Below are 21811 nucleotides of genomic sequence, written 5' to 3'. Positions count from 1 at the left end.
CGGGACGGTCATCGGGAAGGGTCACGCCCTGGTCCCCGGGCACGCTCCTGCATGCGTTCGACGTGCTCGGCGCGCACTTGCTCGCGTTCCTCGTCCGTCTGCGCCGCGCGCATCCGCTCGCAGTACTCGAGGCGTTCCTGCTCGGTCATCAGCTGATTGCCATAGACCGGCGCTTCGACCCGGTCGTCCTGCGCCGACGACAGCGTCGGCAACGACAAAACCAGCGCCAGGGCAACGGCCCCGGCGCTGGCAAGAATGGTCCTGTTCATTACGCCCTCCTCCCCATAAGCGGGGACAAGCTCGGGGCACATGCCCCATCAACGACAGTAGACCCGACCCTCGCGACCTGCCACGATCGACGTGGTCTATTTTCGGTGCCGAGATCCGTGATCACGCAACCATTGGCCCGATCGGGCCCGGAGCCGAACCATGCCGCCGACCCCCTTCCTCTCATCCGTCCGTCCGCTCCTGCTCGGCCTGGCCTGCCTGAGCATCGGTTTCCCCCTGGGCACACCGGCCGCCCCCGATGCCTCCGATGAACGCTCCAGCGAGGAGGCGGAATGGGAAGCCGCCTGGGAGGCGGCCGAGGAACGGGCGCGCCAGGAGGCCCGTGCCCGCGAGGTGAACGAAGGCGAGCTGGTGTTCCTCGATCGCGCCCCCGACCCGAAGGCCGCGCGGATGGAGAAACGCCTCGATCTGGACCGGGAAAGCCTGGAAGACGGCTGGGCGCCCATGCACCAGTGCCACCACAACCTCGACCCCGCCCCGGCCGTGCAGATCGTCTACAACGCCGATCGCACCCGCGATATCCGCATCACCGACAGTGACGGCGTCGGCCAGGCCAAGGTCGACGGCCCCAGCGTGCAGATGCGGGATATCGAGCGAGGCGCGCGCCTGTGCGTCACGGCCGACGTGCTCGCCATCATGCCGCACCCGGACGCCACCGGTTACGTGGTAGACAACGGGCCGTTCATGCGGCGTTTCCTCGATGGCTACTACCCCATGCAGGTCCGCCTGGAGGTCAACTGGCCGGCGGGCATGCTGGCACTGGAGCAGAGCACGCCCCCGGCCCAACCCGGTCTCGCCATCGAGGCGAATGAGCATGGGGTCACGCTCGATGCCCACTTCGAGGGCCGGCTCGAGTCACGGTTGCACCTGGTGCGGGGAAAAGGATCGGAATGAGCGCGGCAATCCGGTAGACTTGCGCGTTTTGCCATGACAGATCCCGTCGCGCATTCCCTCATTTCCGCCCCCCAGGCTCCCGGCGAGTCGGTCGAGGCCAACTGGTCGGTGGAAATCATCGCCCCGCCCGGGCTGGAAACCGCCCTGGCCGAGGAACTGCGCCACCTCACCAACGAGCCGATCAGCGACCGGCCCTTCGGGGCAAGCGCCGACCTGCCCGTCGAGGCCGTCTACCGCATCCTGGCCGACAGCCTGATCGCCGGACGCGTCTACCTGCCCATCGCACGCGGCCGGGCCACTCAGGCCGACGAGCTCTACGCCCTGGCCGACTCGGTCGACTGGGCAGCGCACCTTCGTGCCGGCGACAGCCTGTCGATCTCCGCGACCGGCGGCAACGAGGCGCTCCGGCACACGGGCTTTATCGCCACGCGGGTGAAGGACGCGATCGTCGACCAGTTTCGCGCCGCCACCGGCACTCGCCCGGACGTCGACAGCGACGAACCGGGTCTGCGGATCCACTGCCATGTCAGCGGCAACGGCGAGGCCAGCCTGGCCATCGAACTCTCCAACGGCTCACTGCACCGCCGCGGCTATCGCGCCGAGGGCGGCGAAGCGCCCCTGCGCGAGAACCTGGCCGCCGGCCTGCTCTGGCGGGCACGCTGGCCGCAGGTCGCCAGCCTCGGTGGCGGCCTGTTCGACCCGATGTGCGGCTCGGGCACCTTCCTCACCGAGGCGGCGCTTGCACTCTGGGGCCTGCCTGACGCCCTGCGTCGCCAGCGAATGGGCTCGCCCGCCTGGCGGGGCCATGTCGCCGACGCGCGCGACGCGGTGCTGGATGACGCCGCGCGCGGCTGGCTCGACACCCCACCCCCGCGCGGCTCGATTGCCATCGTCGGCCAGGACCGCGATCCGCTGCAGCTCGCCGCCGCCCACGCCAATATCGAGGCGGCCGGTCTCGGCGAGGCGATCGAACTGATCCATGCCGACAGCTTCCGCGCCCCCACCCCGGCGGCGCTCCAGGGGATCGACACCGGGCTGTTGATCAGCAACGTGCCGTTTGGCCAGCGCATCGACAACACGCACACCGAGGCCGAGTGGACGGCCCTGTGCTCGCGCTGGGTGCAGTCGCTTCCCGGCTGGTATTGGGGCATCCTCCGTGCCAGCGAGAGCGAGCTGACCTGGCCTCTGCGCTTCGAAAAGCGGCTGATGGTGCTTCACGGCGGGGTCGAGGTGGAGTTCCTCCGCGGGCAGTTCTCGGAGAAAAGCCTGCGCCGGGCCTTCGGTCCGCATGCGCTCGCCGGTCGCTTGATCGAGCAGGGCCGACGCGCCGAGTACGACGCCAGCGATTTCGCCAATCGCCTGCGCAAGAACTGGAAGCAGCGCAAGCCGCTGGTCAAGCAGGGCGACAACGCCCTGCGGGTCTATGATGCCGACCTGCCCGACTTCAAGCTCGCCGTCGACTGGTACCGCACGGAGGACGACGAGACCTGGCTCGACATCCAGGAATACCAGGCACCCAAGCAGATCGATCCGCAGAAGGCACGCGCCCGGCTCGCCGCCGCCGTGGCCGTTGCGGTCGACACGCTGGCGATCGACCCCGGCTGCGTGGTCGTGCGCCAACGCGCCCGCCAGTCGGGCCGCCAGCAGTACGGGCGCATGGGCGGGGAGCACATCGAGCGCATCCTGCGTGAACGCGACACCCGTCTGCTGATCAACCTGACCGACTACCTCGACGTCGGCCTGTTCATCGACCACCGCCTGGTCCGCGATCGCCTGGCCGAGCTCTCGCGCGGCAAGCGCCTGCTCAACCTGTTCTGCTACACGGCGAGCGCCTCGGTGCGCGCCGCCGTCGCCGGGGCGAAGGCGACCACCTCGGTCGATCTCTCCAATACCTACCTCGACTGGGCCGAGCGCAACTTCGAGCTCAACGGTATCCCCACCAACGGCCACCACCGCCTGCTGCGCGCCGACGTGCTGCGCTGGCTGCAACACACGCCGACGGCCGCCGAGCGCGTCGACGTGATCTTTCTCGATCCGCCCTCGTTCTCCAATTCCAAGTCGATGGACGACACGCTCGACATCCAGCGCGACCACCCCGAGCTGATCCATGCCTGCATGGCGCACCTGGCTCCGGGAGGCGTGCTTGTCTTTTCAAACAACCGCAAAGGGTTTACATTGAACCCTTCCATCGAGAGCCGATTCCAAATCGATGATATTTCGAGAAAAACCCTGCCGAAGGATTTCGCGCGCACCCCGGAGCGGCGTTTTGTCTGTGAAATCCGACGGCGCTGATTGCCCGGATCAGACCCGTGCTGGGGCCGTTTCCGCCCTGCCGACCACGGGTCGATCCGCGTCGAGGCGCCTGTACGGCTGGGCCATGCTCGCGACCGCCGTGGCCCTCGGCAGCGGCTGCGCCAGCCCGCCCGGGCACGCTCCCGGCGGCGACGAGCGGGCCAGCAAGGCCGAGGAGGCCGCGGCACTGCTCGACGAGGCGCAACGGCGCAGCGAACTGCCTTACAACCCGCTCGAGACCATCGACACCCTCTCCGGCATGCACCCGCGTGCCATCGAGGCCGTCATCCAGGCGGTTTCGCAACTCGGCACGCCCTACCGCTGGGGCGGGGAATCGGCCGATCACGGCTTCGACTGCAGCGGGCTGACCCAGCATGCCTTCAAGGCCGCCAGCATCGATCTGCCGCGCACCTCGGCACAGCAATACCGGGCCACCAAGCGCATCGAACGCGACGCACTGCGCCCGGGCGACCTGGTCTTCTTCCGACTCAACGGCAAACGGGTGGACCACGTCGGCATCTACGTCGGCGGCGACCGGTTCATCCATGCCCCGTCGAGGGGCAAGACCGTCTCGTTCGCCAGCCTCGACAACGTCTTCTGGTCACGCAAGTACGTCGGCGCCGGACGCGCCGCCGAGGCCAATGAACTACAGTTGGCTGGGAACCGTCCCGAAGACTTCTGAGCCGGTCGCTTGACGGCAACGGAACGAATCGTCGTAACCCGCAGCGGCGACAGAATGGTCCCGCATGGCCGATCCCGGGCTGGATCGCCACGTTAGCGCCCCGGTCGACTCGGAAGGACAACGATGCCCCACAGGGAGGGCTTCTGCCATGGAACGAAGGCAGTTTCTGATCGCCGGCGGTCTCGTCCCCTTCGCCGCCCTGCTGGGCTGTGACGGCCGCGAGCCGCTGTTGCGTGTCTCCGGGATCACCTGGGTCGGTTACGAGCCCCTGTTTCTGGCCCGCACGCTCGATCTCCTCCCGCCCGATCGCATCCGGCTGATCGAATCCCCCTCGAATACCAACAGTCTGATGCAACTGGCCTCCGGCGAGGTCGAGGCCGCCACGCTCACGCTGGACGAATTCGTCCTTGCCCGCGCCGGCGGCATTCCGGTGCGCGTGGCCCTGGTGTTCGATACCTCCGAGGGCGCCGACGTGGTCATGGCCCGCCCCGGCATCGACCGACTCGAGCACCTGGCGGGGCGACGCGTCGGCGTGGAGGAAACGGCCGCCGGCGCCCTGATGCTGCGAAAGTCGCTCGATGCCGCCGGCCTCGAACCCGAGGACGTCACGCGGGTGGCCGTCATCGGCGGCGGCCAGGTCGACGCCTACCGGAATGGCGAGATCGATGCGGTCATCAGCTACGAGCCCTTCGCCTCGCGACTCGAGGCCCTGGGCGCCACCCGGCTCTACGACAGCAGCGCCTTCCCGGGACTGATCGTCGACGTCCTCGCCGTCAGCGACCGGGCGATCGGCCGGCAGCCCAAGGCGCTGGCCGAGCTGGTGTCGGCCTACTTCGAGGCATTGGCCGTGGTGAAATCGAGCCCCGGACGTGCCCACCGCCTGATGGCGCCACGATTGGGGCTCTCGATCGACGAGACGGCACGCGCCTACGAGGGGATCGCGCTGCTGGGCCTCCAGGACAATCACGCCTGGCTTGACCCGCCGGCCACCCGACTTACCCAGGCGACCCAGGCGGTCGCCGAGATCATGCAGGCCAACGCGCTGATCGACCAGGTGCCGACCCTGTCCGACATCGCCACGGCGCGCTTTCTGCCGGAGGCCCCATGACCCTGCCGCGCCTGTCCCTGCGCCTGATGGTCCCGCTGGGCCTGGCCCTGCTGTTCCTGCTGATCACCGCCGTGTCGCTGATCAATGGCATCCACAATCGCTCGGGGATCTTCGTCGCCGATTCCAGCCAGCGCCTGCTGCGCTACACCACCGAAATCGCGCGCACCATCGAACAGGGCGGGCTCGACAATCGCGGCCTGCTTGACGCACGGGTCAGCAGCATCCTGAGCGACCCGCGCGTCGACATGCTGATCGCGGTCGGACCGGACCGCGAGGTACTGGTCGCGCCGCAACGGACCTGGCGCGGCGAGCCGGTCGACGAGCTGTTCACGGATCTCGACCCGGACTCCTTCACCGACCGGCAGGACGAGCGCCTCCCCTACCTCGAGCACCTCGAGGAAGGGCGCACGATCCGGGCGCTGCAATCCTTCGAGTTGCCGGGCCTGTCCGACCGACCGCATTCGGAGAGCCGTGGCGTGGTCTGCGTGCGCATGGACCTGACCGCCGAGCTGGCGCGGATCCGCAACGAGGCGATCCTCGCCCGCCTGCCCGAGGCCGGCGTGATGCTGTTGATCATCCTCCTGACCGCCTGGGTGCTCGACAGCCAGATCACCCGCCCGCTGGGACGGTTGCGCACCGCGGCCATGCGCCTGCGGCACGGTGATCACGACGTACGGCTACCCGAGCGTGGCTGCAGCGAGATCGCCGAGGTCGCCGAGGGCTTCAACGCCATGACGCGCGCCATCGCCGAGGCGCGCGACCAGCTGGTCAGAAGCGAGCGGCGCCTGGCCGTGACCCTCGACTCGATCGGCGACGGACTGATCGCCACCGACCTCGACGGTCGCGTGACCCTGATGAATCCGGTGGCCGAGAGATTGACCGGCTGGTCGCGAGACGAGGCCATCGGCCAACCGATCGAGACGGTGTTCGTGATCTGTCATGCCGATGACGACCGACCGGTTGCCATCCCCATCCGCCGCGTGCTCAGCGAGGGCACCCTGGTCGGACTGGCCAACCACACCGTGCTCACCGATCGCCACGGCCAACGCCATCACATCGCCGACAGCGCCGCCCCCATCCAGCAGGAGGACGGCTCGCTGGTGGGCGTGGTGCTGGTCTTTCACGACATGAGCGCGGAGTACCAGCTGCGCGAGGCACTGGCCGAGAGCGAGCAGCACTTCCGCACGCTCGCCGACAACGGCCAGGCGCTGATCTGGACCGCCGACATCGAGGGCCAGCGCGACTACGTCAACCGCCCCTGGCTCACCTTCACCGGGCTGGCGCGCGACGAGGCGCTCGGCGAACAGTGGCACCGTGCCGTGCATCCGGACGACCTGCCCGGGCTGCGTCAGGTGCTCGCGTCGGCCTACGAGCGGCGCGTGTCCTTCACCCGGGAATACCGGCTGCGCCATCGCAGTGGGGAATACCGGTTGTTGCTGGCCAAGGGCACGCCGCGCTTCAACAGCCGCGGCGAGTTCATCGGCTTCATGGGCCAGTGCATCGATGTCACGGCGGACAAGGAGACCGCGGCCCAGCTCGAACGGCTCGCCTACCACGATGGCCTGACCGATCTGCCCAACCGCGCCCTGCTGCTCGACCGGGTCGACCAGGCGATCCGGCAGCGCAAGCGTCATGGCGGGGTCGGTGCCCTGTTCTTCGTCGATCTCGACGAGTTCAAGCAGATCAACGACCTGTACGGCCATGCCCGTGGCGATCAGGTGTTGATGGAGGTCTCCCGTCGGCTGACCGGGCTGGTGCGGGACACGGACACGGTTGCCCGCCTGGGCGGGGACGAGTTCCTGGTGCTGGTCCCCGAGATGGCGGGCCACGTCGACGACGCCCGCCGCTCGGCGCTCGCGCTGGCCGACAAGCTCCGTCATGCCATGGAGCAGCCATTCGAATTCGAGGGATTTCGGCACCTGGCAACCGCAAGCGTCGGCCTGACGCTGTTTGCCGGCAAGGTGGGCAACGCCGAGGAACTGGTACGCGAGGCCGACATCGCCATGTACCAGGCCAAGCGGGCGGGACGAAACAACCTGGTCAACTTCGAGTCGGGCATGGTCGAGTCGGTGACCCGCCGCTACCGGCTGGAGCAGGAGCTAAAGCAGGCCCTCGATCGCGGCGAGTTCGAACTGCACCTGCAGTCGCAGTTCGATCGCGACGAGCGGCTGATCGGCGCCGAGGTGCTGCTGCGCTGGCGCCATCCCGTGCGCGGGCTGGTCTCGCCAGCGGAGTTCATCCCGGTGGCCGAGGAATCCGGCCAGATCATCGCCATCGGCGAATGGGTGCTGAGCGAGGCCTGCCACCTACTGCACGGGCTCGAGCACTCCACGCCGCCCGGCCAGCGGGTGCCGACCATCTCGGTGAACGTCAGTCCGCGCCAGTTCCGCACGCCCGATTTCGTCGACCGTGTCCGCGAGACGATCGAGCAGACCGGTATCGACCCCTCGCACCTGATGATCGAGATCACCGAGAACATGCTGGTCAGCCACGCCTCGGACGCCATTGCCCGCATGCGTGCGCTCGCCGCGCTGGGCCTGGCCTTTTCCATCGACGACTTCGGCACCGGTTACTCGTCGTTCGCCTACCTCAAGCGCCTGCCCTTGAGCGAGATCAAGCTCGACAAGAGCTTTGTCGACGACGTGCCCGGCACCCCGGGCGACACCGCGATGGTCGAGGCGATCCTGGCCATGGCCTCGCGTCTCGGCATCGACGTGGTGGCCGAGGGCGTCGAGACCTGCGAGCAGTTCGACTACCTCAAGGAAAACGACTGCAGCCGGTTCCAGGGCTTCTGCTTCGCGCGCCCGGTGCCGGCACGCCAGTGGGTCGACGAGCGGCTCGAGGCGATGGAAAAGCGCCCGTCGTACTGACCATCGGAACGGTTTTCTGCCCGTGCCAACGGCTGCCTCGGGCCGCCTGCCAGTCGATCAGGAAGACGAGGCCCCGCTATCGGGCTTGCGCCATTCCACCGGCACGTCACCGTCGGCGAAACGCAGGTTCAACGCCAACCGGTCGTGCGTGCCCGCCAGCACCGACACCTCCGACGCCCGCTTGACCAGCACGCCCGACGAGCCGTCCCGCGTCTCGACCAGGGCGTATCCGCGTTTCTGCACCTGGCGGGGCCCAAGTGCCTCCAGCTGGCGCGACAGCCCCGCCAATCGCGTGCGCTCCTCGCGCAGGCGTCGTTCGAAGCTGCGCGGGTCAAGACGCACCGCATCAAGCCGTGCGCGCCAGCGGGGCATCAGCCGCTCCCGACTGACCAACAGCCCCCGCGAGAGCCGCGCGACCCGCTCGCGCTCGGCCTGACCGACCGCGACCATCCCCTGGTGCAACCGACTGGCGGGCTCGACCAAGCGTCCCCGCAAGGCCTCCAGCTGCCGTCGCGGATGCGCCCCGTCCAGGCGCCGGCGCAACCCGTGAGTGCGTTCGCGCCCCTGGGCGACACGTCGCTCGATCCCGTGCCGCAGCGGGGCAGCCAGGCCGACCAAACGAGACCGGGCCAGGCGCAGCCGTTCCACCGGCCCGGCGCGTTCCAGCCGGCGTGACAACCCGTCCAGATACTGGGCCTGCGTCTGCTGACGCGCCTCCCAGCGCATGCGGGCACGATCGGCCAACCGGCCAATCCCCTGGCGCATGTCGCTCGCCGTGATCGGCGTGGCCAGCTCGGCGGCCCCGGTCGGGGTGGCCGCGCGCCGATCGGCCACCAGGTCGCATAGGGTGGTGTCGGTCTCGTGACCCACGCCACTGATGACCGGCACCGGGCAATCGTAGAGGGCACGAACCAGTGCCTCGTCGTTGAACGACCACAGATCCGACAGCGACCCACCCCCACGCACGATCAGGGCGACGTCGAATGTCTCGCTCGTGAGCTGCGAAACCGCCTGACGCAGCTCGCCGGCCGACTCGGCCCCCTGCACCCGCACCGGGAACAGCGTGACCCGCGCCAGCGGCAATCGCCGCGCCAGGGTCACGCGCACGTCGTGGATGGCCGCCCCGGTGTCCGAGGAGATCACCGCGATCCGCCGCGGCATCGTCGGCGTGGGTCGCTTGTGCTCGGCAGCGAACAAGCCCTCGGCAAGCAGGCGTTGCTTGAGCCGCTCGAATTCGGCCGCCAGTCGCCCCTCGCCGGCCGGGGCAATCGACTGGACGATCAGCTGGTAGGCGCCGCGCTCGGTGTAGATACCCAGCCGGCCGGTGGCGACCACCTCCTCGCCCTCGCGCAGGGGGTGGGCACAGCGCTGCGCATTGCCGCGAAAGAACGCGCAGCGCAGCTGGGAGCGCTCGTCCTTGAGCGCGAAGTAGTGATGCCCGGAGGCCGCGCGCTTGTGCTCGCTGATCTCACCGATTACCTCGACCACCCCGAACACCTGCCCGAGCAGATCGCCTGCCTGCTTGTTGATCTGGGTAACCGAAAGCGCAGTCGCGCCCACGCCCGGGGCGCCGGAGTTGAACGGCATGTGCCTGTCCCCACGTCTGTCCAGAAGGCGGGCGAGCCCAAGGAAACGCTCGCCGAATGCCACATGAAAAAGGCCGCGAACAACGTCCGCGGCCCCGGAATGCTTGCTGTTTCAGGCGGTCGGCCAACCCCTGGGGCTGGCCGAAACCCTCAAATCCTGGCGATTACCAGGAGTTGTACGGACCGGCGTCCTGCTCGGCCCACTGCTTCTCGGCCAGTGCCTGCAACTCCTTGATGTACTCGGCCTTCTCGATGGCCTTCTCGTACTCGCCCTTCTTGGCCAGCTTGTCGGCTTCGCCGAACAGGGCGCTCTTCGGGTGCGGGCTCCAGGCCGCGTAGCCCTTCTCTTCAACGGCCTCGACCGCTGCCTGGGCTTCCTGCTTGGCCTTCTCGTAGTCGGCTTCGCTGGCGGCGTTGGCCATACCGGCGGTACCGATCAGGGCAAAGCCCGCAGCTGCGGCAACAACGCGTGCTGTTTTAATCATTATTTACTGCCTCCTAGGTGGTTTGCTCTGGTAGCGAGTCCGACTCTAGCGCAATCAAACTCGGTATGCCAACAAGAGCCTTTTTATGCCGCCAAAACCGCATCCGGATGACGCCTGGACCGGGACCGAAGGCATCCGGACGTTTACCCGCCGCGCGCAGGTCACTATAATTGCGCGGACACTTTCTACCATCCGCAAGAGTCCCCCAACCATGCGAATCCTCGAGGAAGGTCTCACCTTCGACGACGTGCTGCTCATCCCGGCCCGCTCCTCGGTACTGCCGCGGGATGTGTCGCTCGTCACGCGCCTGACCCGCAATATCGAAATCAACATCCCGCTGATCTCCGCGGCGATGGACACGGTGACCGAGGCGCGCCTCGCCATCGCACTGGCACAGGAAGGTGGCCTGGGGATCATCCACAAGAACATGACGGCCGCGCAGCAGGCCGAGCACGTCCGCCGGGTGAAGAAGCACGAGTCCGGCGTTATCAAGGACCCGATCACGGTCTCGCCGGACACCAGCATCCGCGACGTGCTCAAGATCACCCGCGATCATTCGATCAGCGGCGTGCCGGTGGTCAGCGAAGGCAAGCTGGTCGGCATCGTCACCAGCCGCGACCTGCGCTTCGAGCAGAACCTCGACCAGGCCGTCGCCAACATCATGACCGGCGAGGACCAGCTGGTCACGGTCAAGGAAGGCGCCGGGCGCCAGGAAGTGGAGGCCCTGCTCCACAAGCACCGTATCGAGAAGGTGCTGGTGGTCAACGATGCCTTCGAACTGCGCGGCATGATCACCGTCAAGGACATCCAGAAGTCCACCGACTACCCGAACGCCTGCAAGGATGCCTCCGGGCAGCTGCGCGTCGGCGCGGCCGTCGGCACCGGCGGTGACACCGAAGAGCGCATCGAGGCGCTGGTCGCCGCCGGCGTCGACGTGATCGTCGTGGACACCGCCCACGGCCACAGCAAGGGTGTCATCGATCGGGTGGCCTGGGTCAAGAGCCGTTACCCGCAGGTCGACGTGATCGGCGGCAACATCGCCACCGGCCAGGCCGCCCTCGAGCTGGTCGAGGCCGGCGCGGACGCGGTCAAGGTCGGCATCGGCCCGGGCTCGATCTGCACCACCCGCATCGTCGCCGGTGTCGGCGTGCCGCAGATCACTGCCATCTCCAACGTCGCCGAGGCGCTCAAGGGCTCGGACGTGCCGCTGATCGCCGACGGTGGCGTGCGCTTCTCCGGCGATTTCGCCAAGGCCATGGCCGCCGGCGCCCATTCGGTGATGGTCGGCTCGATGCTGGCCGGTACCGAGGAATCGCCGGGCGAGGTCGAGCTGTTCCAGGGCCGCTCGTACAAGTCCTACCGCGGCATGGGCTCGCTCGGCGCGATGCAGCAGGGGTCGTCGGACCGCTACTTCCAGGCCGAGACCACCGCCGAGAAGCTGGTGCCGGAAGGCATCGAGGGCCGCGTCCCCTACAAGGGCTCGCTGGTCGCGATCGTGCACCAGATGATCGGTGGCCTGCGTGCCTCGATGGGCTACGTCGGCGCCAAGGACATCGACACCATGCGCAAGCTGCCACAGTTCGTGCGCATCACGAACGCCGGCATGCTCGAATCGCACGTCCACAACGTGTCGATCACCAAGGAGAGCCCGAACTACCGGGTCTGATCCAATCCCGCGCCCCGCGGGGCGCCTCGGTTTACAACGACCCGGCCTTGCCTGCCGGGTCGACTTGTTACAGGGCCAAGCCGCCCTTGCCTGAACAACACGGACCTGACGATGACCGCTTCCTCGACCATCCCGCACCCCGATATCCACGCCGAGCGCATCCTGATCCTGGATTTCGGCTCGCAGTACACGCAGTTGATCGCCCGGCGCGTACGCGAGTCGCGCGTCTACTGCGAGATCCACTCCTGGGATGTTGACAACGCCTTCGTCCGTGACTTCAACCCCACCGGCATCATCCTCTCCGGTGGCCCGGAGTCGGTGATCGACCCGCAGAACGCGCCCGCCGCACCCGAGATGGTCTTCACGCTGGACGTGCCGGTGCTGGGAATCTGCTACGGCATGCAGACCATGGCCGCGCAACTCGGCGGCAAGGTGGAGAACGCCAGCCACCAGGAGTTCGGTTTCGCCAAGGTGCGCGCGCGCGGCCACACCGCGCTACTGAAGGACATCGAGGACGAGGTCACCGAGGAAGGATTCGGCCTGCTGGACGTCTGGATGAGCCATGGCGATCACGTGGTCGAACTGCCCGAGGGCTTCAAGCTGATGGCCTCCTCGGACAACGCGCCGATCGCCGGGATGGCCGACGAGTCGCGCCACTTTTACGGCGTGCAGTTCCATCCCGAGGTCACCCACACCCGCCAGGGCGCGCGCATCATCGAGCGCTTCGTCCGCGACATCTGCGACACGCAGGGGCTGTGGCGCTCCGAGGCGATCATCGAGACGATGATCGAGCAGGTGCAGGAAAAGGTGGGTGACGAGGAAGTGATCCTCGGCCTGTCCGGCGGCGTGGACTCCTCGGTGGTCGCCGCCCTGCTCCACCGCGCCATCGGCGACCAGCTGACCTGCATCTTCGTCGACAACGGCCTGCTGCGCGAGGGCGAAGGCGACCAGGTGATGCGCACCTTCGCCGAGCACCTGGGCGTGCGCGTGATCCGCGTCGATGCCGAGGACCAGTTCCTCTCCCGGCTGGCCGGCGAGGCCGACCCGGAGAAAAAGCGCAAGATCATCGGCAACACCTTCATCGACATCTTCGATGCCGAGGCCGGCAAGCGCGAGAACGCCCAGTGGCTCGCCCAGGGCACCATCTACCCCGACGTGATCGAATCGGCCGGCTCCAAGACCGGCAAGGCGCACGTGATCAAGTCGCACCACAACGTCGGTGGCCTGCCCGAGCACATGAAGCTCGGCCTGGTCGAGCCGCTGCGCGAGCTGTTCAAGGACGAGGTCCGTCAGATCGGCCTCGAGCTCGGTCTGCCCAGCGAGATGATCATGCGCCATCCCTTCCCGGGGCCGGGCCTGGGCGTGCGCATCCTCGGCGAGGTCAAGCGCGAGTACGCCGACCTGCTGCGCCGCGCCGATGCCATCTTCATCCACGAGCTGCGCGAGGCGGGACTGTACGACCAGGTCTCGCAGGCCTTCGCCGTGTTCCTGCCGGTCCGCTCGGTGGGCGTGATGGGTGACGGTCGCCGCTATGACTACGTGGTCGCCCTGCGCGCCGTGGAAACCATCGACTTCATGACCGCCCGCTGGGCCCGCCTGCCCTACGAGTTCCTGGAGAAGGTCTCGTTGCGCATCGTCAACGAGGTGCGCGGCATCTCGCGGGTCGTCTACGACGTCACCGGCAAGCCGCCGGGCACCATCGAGTGGGAATGACGCCCGCTAGGGAAGGCCTGCACGAATCCGATGCCACTCTGGCTTGGCGAGTCGTTCGTGATCAAGGCGCGATGTCGCCGGCGTGCCGGTGGCCACGTCAAGACATTGCAACGCGGGGCACGGGCGACTCGCCAAGCCCCGCCGGGCGAGCCTTGGGCCGGGCATCTGCTGCGTTGTCGTCCGAGGATGCGGGAACACCCTTCCGCGGCGGACGAACGCCTTGCATCTGCCCGGCTCCAGGCACGCAGGGCGGTATCGGATTCGTGCAGGCCTTCCCTAATCGACTCGGACAACGATGACCGGACGCGACCGCCGCTTCATGCAGGAGTGCCTGGCCCTCGCCCGGCACTCGATCGAGGCCGGCGAGGTGCCGGTCGGCGCGGTGGTGGTCGACGCCGGCGGCCGGGTGATCGGCCGCGGCCACAATCGGCCGGTCGCCCTGCACGACCCCAGCGCGCACGCCGAAGTCCTGGCCATGCGCGAAGCGGGCGCTTTCCTGGGCAACTACCGGCTCGACGACTGCACGCTCTACGTCACCTTGGAGCCGTGCCCGATGTGCCTGGCCGCCGCCTCGCATGCGCGCATCAGTCGTATCGTGTACGCGGCCCCCGACCCGCGTGCCGGCGCCTGCGGTAGCGCCATCGACCTCAACCGTGCCGACTGGCACCACTTCCGCCCGGTGATCGACACCGGCCCCTGCGAGGCCGAGGCCGCCGCCCTGCTCACCGGGTTCTTCCGCGACCGCCGCTGACCGACGAATCCGTCCATAACGGCGCGAAGCAACCGCGTACAATGTGCCGCTCTTCCCTACTCTCACCTGCCACCAGATCCCCTGACCCATGCCCCTGCTGACCGTCGACAACCTGCAATTCGCCATCGGCGACCGCAAGCTCCTGGACCACGCCAACCTCACCATCGAACGCGGCGAGAAGCTCGCGCTGATCGGGCGTAACGGCGAAGGCAAGTCCACCTTTCTCAAGATGCTCGCGGGTATCCAGCGCGCCGACGACGGCCAGATCCGCCTCGAGCCGGGCTCCAGGGTGGCCTACCTGCCGCAGGACCCGCACCTGGACACCGACGAGTCGGTCTACTCGGTGATCGCCGAGGGCCTGGGTGACCTGCACGACGTGCTCACCGAGTACCACCGGCTGGCGCAGAACGCCGACAGCGATGCCGCCCTCGACCGCCTGTCCACCCTGCAGCACGAACTCGAGACGCGCGACGGCTGGATGGCCGGCCAGAAGATCGACGAGGTGATCACCCGCCTCGGGCTGGACCCCGACGCCTCGGTGCGCGGGCTCTCCGGCGGCGAGCGGCGGCGCGTGCTGCTCGGCCAGGCCCTGGTACTCGAGCCGGACCTGCTGCTGCTCGACGAGCCCACCAACCACCTGGACATCGCCGGGATCGAATGGCTCGAGGAGCTGGTGCGGCGCTTTACCGGTGCCGTGGTGTTCATCACCCACGATCGCGCGTTTCTTAAGCGCCTGGCCAACGGCATCATCGAGCTCGATCGCGGCCACCTGACGAGCTGGCCGGGCGACTACGACAACTACCTGCGCCGCGTCGAGGAGCGCGCCAACGCCGAGGCGCAGGAGAACGCGCGCTTCGACAAGACGCTCGCCCAGGAAGAGGTCTGGATCCGCCAGGGCATCAAGGCGCGACGCACCCGCAACGAGGGCCGCGTGCGCAACCTGGAGAAACTGCGCGCCGAACGCGCCGCCCGGCGCGAGAAGGCCGGCAAGGTCGAGCTCTCCGCCAGCTCGGGCAAGACCTCCGGCAAGATCATCGCCGAGACGGATCACGTCAACGTCACCTTCGGCGAGAAGACCGTGATCCGGGACCTTTCCACCACCATCCTGCGCGGCGACCGGGTGGGCCTGGTCGGCCCGAACGGCGCGGGCAAGTCGACCCTGATCAAGCTCCTGCTCGGCCAGATCGAACCGACCTCGGGCAAGATCAAGCGCGGCTCGCAGCTCGATATCGCCTATTTCGATCAGCACCGGGCCCAGCTGCGCGACGACTGGACCGCGCTCGAGAACCTCTGTGACGGCGGTGACCGCCTCGAGGTCGGCAACAGCAACGTCCACGGCATCGGCTACCTGCAGCAGTTCCTGTTCACCCCGGAACGGGCGCGCACGCGCGTCGAGCTGCTCTCCGGCGGCGAGCGCAACCGGCTGCTGCTGGCCAAGCTGTTCGCCAAGCCGGCCAACCTGCTGGTCCTGGACGAACCCACCAACGACCTGGACCTGGAGACGCTCGAGGTACTCGAGCAGGCGCTCGCCGACTATCAAGGCACCCTGCTGCTGGTCAGCCACGACCGCGCCTTCCTCGACAACGTCGTCACCAGCCTGCTGGTGTTCAAGGGCGACGGCGAGATCGAGGAGGTCATCGGCGGCTACCAGGACTACCTCGACGAGCAGGCAACCGCCAAGCCCGCCCCCACCGGCAAACCCGCGCCCAAGCCCGCATCCGCGAACAAGACCGTGGCCGGGAAACCCAGGAAGCCGAAAAAGCTGTCCTACAAGGACCAGCGCGAACTCGACGCCCTGCCCGCGCGCATCGAGGCGCTGGAATCCGAGCAGGCCGAGTTGCAGACCGCCATCAACGACCCGACCTTCTATCAGGGCGACGCGGCCGAAATCGAAGCGACCCTGGCCCGGGTAACCGAACTCGAGGGCGAACTCGAGGCCGCCCTGGAGCGCTGGATGGAGCTCGAAGGCGACTGACGCCCCTTCCCTAACCGGCTAACGGAAAGCCGGGCAATGGACTCTCGTATTCGAATTCGCTAATGTGCGCGCCCTTCCAAGGGTTGCGCACCAGTGGGCTACTGGTACGGACGCACGCGGCAACCGGCTGAAAAGGATAGACAGCGAACTGTTACCCGAGCGAAACGCTCGGGCTAAAGGACACGGGATACCTGCCGATTGAACGGACCCGTCTTTCGAAAAAATCGACACCGCCCTAACGCCGTCGTCACGGAGCCAGCCATGCCCGCCCTGTTCAAGAATCTGACCATCGGTGCCCGACTCGCCCTCGGTTTTGCCCTGGTCATCGTCTTCATCGCCGCCCTGATCATCCCGCTGGTGATCACCGAGTTCTCCGCCACGATCAAGCAGGCCCAGCAACGCGAACTGCGCGGCCTGTTCGAGAGCGCCCAGGCCGAGATCGCCGCCGAGGGGCGCCTGGCCGAGGCACTGGCCACGGCGGTCTCGCGCATTCCGGACATCGAGCAGGCCATGGCCGAGCAGGATCGCGACCGGATCAGCGCGATGACGCTGCCGGTCTTCGCCCCGATGCGCGACGACTACGGCGCGCGCCAGTTCCAGTTCCACCTGCCGCCGGCGACCTCCTTCTTCCGCGCCCACAAGCCGGAGAAGTTCGGTGACGACCTGTCCGGCTTCCGCAAGACGGTGCTGGCCACCAACAACCAGAGCGAAGGCGTGCGCGGGCTCGAGCGTGGCGTGGCCGGTCTCGGCATGCGCGGCATCGCCCCGATCCGCTACCAGGGCGAGCACCAGGGCAGCGTCGAATTCGGCATGAGCTTCGGCCAGCCCTTCTTCGACAAGTTCAAGGCCGGCTACGGGGTCGACATCGGCCTGTACCTCGAGACGGACGCGGGTGGCTTCGAGGCCTTCGGCTCGACCCTCGACCAGCCCGGCACGCTCGATGCCGAACAGCTACGCACCGCCCAGCGCGACACCACCATCTGGGAACACATGCTCGGCGAGACGCCGGCGGTCACCTACGCCCACACCGTCGCCGACTTCTCGGGCAACCCCGTGGGCGTGCTTGCCGTGAGCATGGATCGCAGCGAGTACGTCGAGCGCCAGGCCGCCGCCCGCAACAAGGTGATCTCGGTGATGGCCGTGGCGATCGCGATCGCCGCGCTGATCGGCTTCCTGATCACTCGTAGCATCACACGGCCGCTGCGTCGGACCGTCCAGGCGATGGACGATATCTCCAAGGGTGACGGCGATCTCACTCAGCGCCTCGACGAGAGCGGTCGCGACGAGATCGCTGACCTGTCGGCCGCGTTCAACCGCTTCGCCGGCAAGATGCGCGACTCGATCCACGAAGTCGCGAACTCGACCGGCCAGCTCTCGGCCTCCGCCGAGGAACTCTCGCAGATCACCGCGGACACCAACGAGGGCGTGCAGAAGCAGCGCCAAGAGACCGAGATGGTCGCCTCGGCCATGAACGAGATGACCAGCACGGTCCAGGACATCGCCCAGAACGCCTCGGGCGCTGCCGATGCCGCGCAGAATGCCGACGAGGAGGCCAAGGACGGTCAGCGCGTGGTCAACGAGACCATCAACCACGTCGCCGCCCTGGCCGACGAGATCGAGGAAGCCGGTACCATCATCGGCAACCTCGAGACCGCCAGCGAGAAGATCAGCACCGTGGTCGACGTGATCCGCGAGATCGCCGAGCAGACCAACCTGCTTGCGCTCAACGCCGCGATCGAGGCCGCCCGCGCCGGCGAACACGGCCGTGGCTTTGCGGTGGTCGCCGAGGAGGTCCGTTCGCTCGCCAGCAAGACCCAGGCCTCCACCCAGGAGATCCGCGAGATGGTCGAGAGCATCCAGGGCGGCTCCAAGCAGGCGGTCGGCGCCATGCAGAGCAGCCAGGAGCACGCGCGCAAGACCGCCGACCAGGCCCGCGAGGCCGGCCAGTCGCTGGTGACCATCACCCGCGCGATCGAGACGATCACCGACATGAACCATCAGATCGCCTCGGCCGCCGAGGAACAGGGTCAGGTTGCCGAGGAGATCAATCGCAACGTCACCAATATCAACGAGGCGGCCTCGCAGACGGCCGAAGGGGGCCAGCAGACCTCGACGGCCAGCCACGAACTGGCCCGACTGGCCTCGCAGCTGCAGGCGCTGGTCAACCAGTTCAAGACCTGACCGGCGACAGCGCCGAACCAGAAAAGCCTCGCACCAGCCGGTCGCGGGGCTTTTTCTATTTCGCGCAAGGCGTGACTCAGCCGGCGGCTTCCTCGGCCCGCACCCGGGCGCGGATGAACTGGCTGTGCGGCACGTAGAGCAGATCGGCGATCTGACGGATGATCGATTCCTCGAGGTGGTGTTTGCCGGCATCGGCGTAGGCGACCCGCCAGAGGGTCTCGATCACCTGGCCCTTCTGATCCGGAGAAAGTTGCTCGTTGAGCACGCGCACGAACGGAAACAGCCCGGTGGAATCGTCCACCTCGGCCGCGGCATGGCGCACCAAAGCCTCCGCCGCGTCCGGCGCCATGGCGAAATCGTCGATCAGGGTGTGACGAATCACGTCGAGTTCGTCCTCGGCGACGTCGAAGTCCGCCCGCGCCACCTCCATCAACAGGATGGCCACGGCCGCGTCGAGTCGGGTCTCCCGAGTGGTCTCGGTGGCGGGCTGGTCGGGGAAGAACAGCGCTTGCAGTGTCTTGAGCATCCGGGGCCTCGATCATTGGCGGGAAACTGGATTCGCGTGCGACCAGCGTAGTCGCTTGCCGTTCCGCTCGCCGCGCTCGGGTAGACTGCGTCCCCAATGAAACGCCTGCTCCCCAAACGAACCACCCAGACACGCGTCAGCCGACTCGACCACCCACTGGGCGAGGTCCGGGTGCAGCGGAAATCAATTCGACACCTCTACCTGCGGCTCGACCCGGCCGACGGTTCGCTGCGGGTCAACGCCCCCCGCCGGGTCAGCGACCGCGCGGTGCGAGCCTTTGTCACCAGCCGGGCCGGCTGGATCGAGGAACAGCGCCGCAAGCTGGCCAGTCGACCGCCCGTCATCACCCAGGGCCAACTCCCGGATCGACTCCACCTGTTCGGCGAGGAACACGCGCTTGTCTGGCAAGACGACTCGACACCGCGGGGGCGCGTTCGGCGGGAGCCCGGCACCATCCATGTCCGCAGCGCCGGGGTCGAGCAGGCGCAGGCGTTGCTGCGCGAGCACTGCCGACGGGAATTCAAGGGCGTACTCGACCACCGCGTCCCCGTCTGGGCCGACCACATGGCGCTGCCCCGGCCCGAGACCCGCATCCGGCGCATGCGATCGCGCTGGGGCACCTGCAACATCCAGGCGCGGCGTATCTGGCTCAACCTCGAGCTGGTGCGCCTGCCGGTCGAGGCGATCGACCTGGTGATCGTCCACGAACTGGCGCACCTGATCGAGCGCGGCCACAACGCCCGATTCTACGGCGTGATGGATGACGCCTACCCGGACTGGCGCCGCTGGGAGTCCACCCTGACCGAGTACGGCATCATCGGCCTGTAGGCCGGTGCCGTGCGCTAGACTCTCGATCCCGACAACGATCAGACGACAGGCGAGCGAAACGATGTGTGGCATTTGCGGATGGCTGGAAACCGGCGGACGTGACGGCAACCTGACCGCGGTACGGCGGATGATGAGCCGACTGGAACGGCGGGGGCCGGACCACGAGGGCAGCTTCTCCGACGGGCCGCTGGCCTTCGGTCACCGGCGCCTGTCGATCCTGGATCTGTCCTTCCACGGCCACCAGCCGATGATCGATCGCGAGCGTGGGTTGGCGATCGTCTTCAACGGCACCATCTACAACCACCCGCAACTGCGCGAGGAACTGCAGTCGCTCGGGCATCGTTTCGCCTCCACCGGCGACACCGAGGTGATCCTTGCCGCCTTCCGCGAGTGGGGCCCGGACGGCGTCTCGCGCCTCGACGGCATGTTCGCCTTCGCGATCTGGGACATGCGCGACGAATCGCTGTTCTTGTTCCGCGACCGTCAGGGCATCAAGCCGCTCTACCACACCGTCGGTGACGGCCCGCTGCGCTTTGCCTCGAGCATCCCGGCCCTGCTGGCCGCGGGCAACGTCGACACCGATTTCGATCCCACCGCCCTGCACCACCAGTTCACCCTGCACGCGGTCGTCCCGGCGCCGCGCACCATCTTCCGCGGCGTGAACAAGCTGCCGCCCGGCCACTGGATGCGCGTCGATCGCAACGGCAACCGGACGCTGAACCGCTACTGGGCCATCGATACCGCCGAGGACCACGACGTCCCGGCCGACGAGTGGCCCGATCTCATCCACGAGCGTCTGCTGGATGCGGTGCGAAAGCGCCTGACCATCAGTGACGTACCGGTCGGCGTACTGCTCTCCGGCGGTCTGGATTCCTCGCTGATCGTCGCGCTGGCCCACGAGGCGGGCGTCACCCCGAAGACCTTCACCATCGGCTTCGAGGACCAGCCGGAAGAGAAAGGCAGCGAGTTCGAGTACGCCGACCCGGTCGCCGAGCGCTACCAGACCGAACACTTCCGCTTCCACGTGCCCAACGAGCAGGTGCTCACCCGCCTGCCCGAGGCGGTGCGCGAGATGAACGAACCGATGTTCGGTCAGGACGCGGTCGCCTTCTACCTGCTCTCCGAACAGGTCGCCCGCGAGGTGAAGGTGGTGCTCTCCGGCCAGGGTGCCGACGAGGTCTTCGGGGGCTATTTCTGGTACCCGAAGATGGCGGAAACGGAAGGCTCGGACCTCGAGCGCTTCGCGCCGTACTACTTCGACCGCAGCCACGAGGAGCTGATGGCGATGGTCACCCAGCGCTTCCGCGGCCCGGATGCCACCAGCGAGTTGGTGAAGCAGGGACTGGCCGGCGCCGGCCGCGGCTCGTTCGCCAACCGCGTGCTGGGTTTCGATGCCAGCACGCTTATCGTCGACGACCCGGTCAAGCGGGTCGACAACATGACCATGGCCTGGGGGCTGGAGGCGCGCGTACCCTTCCTCGACACCGGCCTGGTCGAGGCGGCCATGCGCGTGCCGGCCGAATACAAGCTCGCCCAGGGCGGCAAGGGCATCCTCAAGCGCATCGCCCGCGGGCGGATCCCGGATGCGGTGATCGACCGCCCCAAGGGCTACTTCCCGGTCCCGGCACTGAAGTTCGTGCGCGGCCCGTTCCTCGAGTTCATGCGCGAGATCCTCACCTCGGACACCGCACGCGCCCGCGGCCTGTTCGAGCCGGCCTACGTCGAGAAGCTGCTCGCCGAGCCCGACCGCCATTTCACCCGCCTGCAGGGGGCGAAGATCTGGCATCTCGCGGTCTTCGAACTCTGGCTGCAGGAACAGGGGATTTAGGCACGGGTTAAAGGGAGACTCAGGGAACCTTTACGCCAATCGATTGCCTCACTATCCAGCTTTATGGGCAATCAAATCACGGCGGTACAGACCGCCGTTGGATTGCGTTAGAGTCAATATCAGGAAACGCTGAACTGA

Annotated in this window: 16 protein-coding genes; 12 read left to right on the top strand and 4 right to left on the bottom strand. The window is 67.7% G+C overall.

What is annotated here, in order from left to right; genetic code table 11:
- Positions 1-8 precede the first annotated feature (8 nt).
- Positions 9-269: a hypothetical protein gene (locus FAZ79_RS05870; protein WP_211238802.1), complete on the bottom strand. Its 261-nt coding sequence runs from the start codon at positions 267-269 to the stop codon at positions 9-11.
- A 160-nt stretch (positions 270-429) separates the two neighbouring features.
- Between FAZ79_RS05870 and FAZ79_RS05865 the strand changes: the two genes are divergently transcribed.
- The 5 genes from FAZ79_RS05865 (at position 430) to FAZ79_RS05845 (ending at position 8134) form a co-directional block, all read left to right on the top strand.
- On the top strand, positions 430-1182 hold the full coding sequence (locus FAZ79_RS05865) for a hypothetical protein (RefSeq protein WP_136867043.1): 753 nt from the start codon (positions 430-432) through the stop codon (positions 1180-1182).
- A gap of 33 nt (positions 1183-1215) precedes the next feature.
- Positions 1216-3474, top strand: a complete 2259-nt coding sequence (rlmKL, locus tag FAZ79_RS05860) for a bifunctional 23S rRNA (guanine(2069)-N(7))-methyltransferase RlmK/23S rRNA (guanine(2445)-N(2))-methyltransferase RlmL (RefSeq protein WP_136867042.1) — start codon at positions 1216-1218, stop codon at positions 3472-3474.
- A gap of 85 nt (positions 3475-3559) precedes the next feature.
- Complete coding sequence (locus tag FAZ79_RS05855; RefSeq protein ID WP_136867041.1) at positions 3560-4156, top strand: C40 family peptidase; 597 nt, start codon at positions 3560-3562, stop codon at positions 4154-4156.
- A gap of 148 nt (positions 4157-4304) precedes the next feature.
- A complete protein-coding gene (locus FAZ79_RS05850; protein ID WP_169303608.1) occupies positions 4305-5264 on the top strand; it encodes an ABC transporter substrate-binding protein in 960 nt (319 codons plus the stop codon).
- Complete coding sequence (locus tag FAZ79_RS05845; RefSeq protein WP_136867039.1) at positions 5261-8134, top strand: EAL domain-containing protein; 2874 nt, start codon at positions 5261-5263, stop codon at positions 8132-8134. The genes FAZ79_RS05850 and FAZ79_RS05845 overlap by 4 nt, the downstream gene beginning before the upstream one ends.
- Positions 8135-8191: 57 nt before the next feature.
- Here FAZ79_RS05845 and xseA read toward each other — a convergent pair whose 3' ends face one another.
- Both xseA and FAZ79_RS05835 read right to left on the bottom strand, forming a co-directional pair.
- Complete coding sequence (gene xseA / locus FAZ79_RS05840; protein ID WP_136867038.1) at positions 8192-9721, bottom strand: exodeoxyribonuclease VII large subunit; 1530 nt, start codon at positions 9719-9721, stop codon at positions 8192-8194.
- Between the two features lie 163 nt (positions 9722-9884).
- Entirely contained in the window at positions 9885-10205 is a 321-nt protein-coding gene (locus tag FAZ79_RS05835) for a hypothetical protein (RefSeq protein ID WP_136867037.1), read from the bottom strand.
- Between the two features lie 211 nt (positions 10206-10416).
- On the opposite strand from FAZ79_RS05835, the gene guaB reads away from it, so the two are divergent.
- The 5 genes from guaB (at position 10417) to FAZ79_RS05810 (ending at position 18491) form a co-directional block, all read left to right on the top strand.
- Positions 10417-11871: an IMP dehydrogenase gene (gene guaB / locus FAZ79_RS05830; protein ID WP_136867036.1), complete on the top strand. Its 1455-nt coding sequence runs from the start codon at positions 10417-10419 to the stop codon at positions 11869-11871.
- Between the two features lie 111 nt (positions 11872-11982).
- The gene (gene guaA, locus FAZ79_RS05825; RefSeq protein WP_136867035.1) at positions 11983-13584 is read left to right on the top strand and encodes a glutamine-hydrolyzing GMP synthase; all 1602 of its coding nucleotides are present in this window, start codon (positions 11983-11985) and stop codon (positions 13582-13584) included.
- Between the two features lie 295 nt (positions 13585-13879).
- Positions 13880-14335 carry a tRNA adenosine(34) deaminase TadA gene (tadA, locus tag FAZ79_RS05820; RefSeq protein WP_136867034.1) on the top strand — a complete coding sequence of 152 codons (456 nt, stop codon included), beginning with the start codon at positions 13880-13882 and terminating at the stop codon, positions 14333-14335.
- Between the two features lie 88 nt (positions 14336-14423).
- Complete coding sequence (locus tag FAZ79_RS05815; protein ID WP_136867033.1) at positions 14424-16310, top strand: ATP-binding cassette domain-containing protein; 1887 nt, start codon at positions 14424-14426, stop codon at positions 16308-16310.
- A gap of 261 nt (positions 16311-16571) precedes the next feature.
- A complete protein-coding gene (locus FAZ79_RS05810) occupies positions 16572-18491 on the top strand; it encodes a methyl-accepting chemotaxis protein (protein ID WP_136867032.1) in 1920 nt (639 codons plus the stop codon).
- A gap of 76 nt (positions 18492-18567) precedes the next feature.
- Here the strand turns inward: FAZ79_RS05810 and FAZ79_RS05805 are convergent, their stop codons facing one another.
- Complete coding sequence (locus FAZ79_RS05805) at positions 18568-19017, bottom strand: TerB family tellurite resistance protein (RefSeq protein WP_136867031.1); 450 nt, start codon at positions 19015-19017, stop codon at positions 18568-18570.
- A gap of 96 nt (positions 19018-19113) precedes the next feature.
- On the opposite strand from FAZ79_RS05805, the gene FAZ79_RS05800 reads away from it, so the two are divergent.
- Both FAZ79_RS05800 and FAZ79_RS05795 read left to right on the top strand, forming a co-directional pair.
- On the top strand, positions 19114-19845 hold the full coding sequence (locus tag FAZ79_RS05800) for a SprT family zinc-dependent metalloprotease (protein ID WP_136867030.1): 732 nt from the start codon (positions 19114-19116) through the stop codon (positions 19843-19845).
- A 61-nt stretch (positions 19846-19906) separates the two neighbouring features.
- Positions 19907-21673 carry an N-acetylglutaminylglutamine amidotransferase gene (locus tag FAZ79_RS05795; protein WP_136867029.1) on the top strand — a complete coding sequence of 589 codons (1767 nt, stop codon included), beginning with the start codon at positions 19907-19909 and terminating at the stop codon, positions 21671-21673.
- Positions 21674-21811: the final 138 nt, after the last annotated feature.

This window comes from Guyparkeria sp. SB14A (assembly GCF_005096345.1).
Classification (GTDB): Bacteria; Pseudomonadota; Gammaproteobacteria; order Halothiobacillales; family Halothiobacillaceae; genus Guyparkeria; species Guyparkeria hydrothermalis.
The sequence above is the reverse complement of the archived record's forward strand: the minus strand, read 5'-3'. Positions and strand labels throughout refer to the sequence as shown.

What these genes read in the sequence shown, in the direction of transcription:
- FAZ79_RS05870 (WP_211238802.1), bottom strand. Translation starts at nt 269, where the DNA reads ATGAACAGGACCATTCTTGCCAGCGCCGGGGCCGTTGCCCTGGCGCTG.
- FAZ79_RS05865 (WP_136867043.1), top strand. Translation starts at nt 430, where the DNA reads ATGCCGCCGACCCCCTTCCTCTCATCCGTCCGTCCGCTCCTGCTCGGC.
- rlmKL (WP_136867042.1), top strand. Translation starts at nt 1,216, where the DNA reads ATGACAGATCCCGTCGCGCATTCCCTCATTTCCGCCCCCCAGGCTCCC.
- FAZ79_RS05855 (WP_136867041.1), top strand. Translation starts at nt 3,560, where the DNA reads ATGCTCGCGACCGCCGTGGCCCTCGGCAGCGGCTGCGCCAGCCCGCCC.
- FAZ79_RS05850 (WP_169303608.1), top strand. Translation starts at nt 4,305, where the DNA reads ATGGAACGAAGGCAGTTTCTGATCGCCGGCGGTCTCGTCCCCTTCGCC.
- FAZ79_RS05845 (WP_136867039.1), top strand. Translation starts at nt 5,261, where the DNA reads ATGACCCTGCCGCGCCTGTCCCTGCGCCTGATGGTCCCGCTGGGCCTG.
- xseA (WP_136867038.1), bottom strand. Translation starts at nt 9,721, where the DNA reads ATGCCGTTCAACTCCGGCGCCCCGGGCGTGGGCGCGACTGCGCTTTCG.
- FAZ79_RS05835 (WP_136867037.1), bottom strand. Translation starts at nt 10,205, where the DNA reads ATGATTAAAACAGCACGCGTTGTTGCCGCAGCTGCGGGCTTTGCCCTG.
- guaB (WP_136867036.1), top strand. Translation starts at nt 10,417, where the DNA reads ATGCGAATCCTCGAGGAAGGTCTCACCTTCGACGACGTGCTGCTCATC.
- guaA (WP_136867035.1), top strand. Translation starts at nt 11,983, where the DNA reads ATGACCGCTTCCTCGACCATCCCGCACCCCGATATCCACGCCGAGCGC.
- tadA (WP_136867034.1), top strand. Translation starts at nt 13,880, where the DNA reads ATGACCGGACGCGACCGCCGCTTCATGCAGGAGTGCCTGGCCCTCGCC.
- FAZ79_RS05815 (WP_136867033.1), top strand. Translation starts at nt 14,424, where the DNA reads ATGCCCCTGCTGACCGTCGACAACCTGCAATTCGCCATCGGCGACCGC.
- FAZ79_RS05810 (WP_136867032.1), top strand. Translation starts at nt 16,572, where the DNA reads ATGCCCGCCCTGTTCAAGAATCTGACCATCGGTGCCCGACTCGCCCTC.
- FAZ79_RS05805 (WP_136867031.1), bottom strand. Translation starts at nt 19,017, where the DNA reads ATGCTCAAGACACTGCAAGCGCTGTTCTTCCCCGACCAGCCCGCCACC.
- FAZ79_RS05800 (WP_136867030.1), top strand. Translation starts at nt 19,114, where the DNA reads ATGAAACGCCTGCTCCCCAAACGAACCACCCAGACACGCGTCAGCCGA.
- FAZ79_RS05795 (WP_136867029.1), top strand. Translation starts at nt 19,907, where the DNA reads ATGTGTGGCATTTGCGGATGGCTGGAAACCGGCGGACGTGACGGCAAC.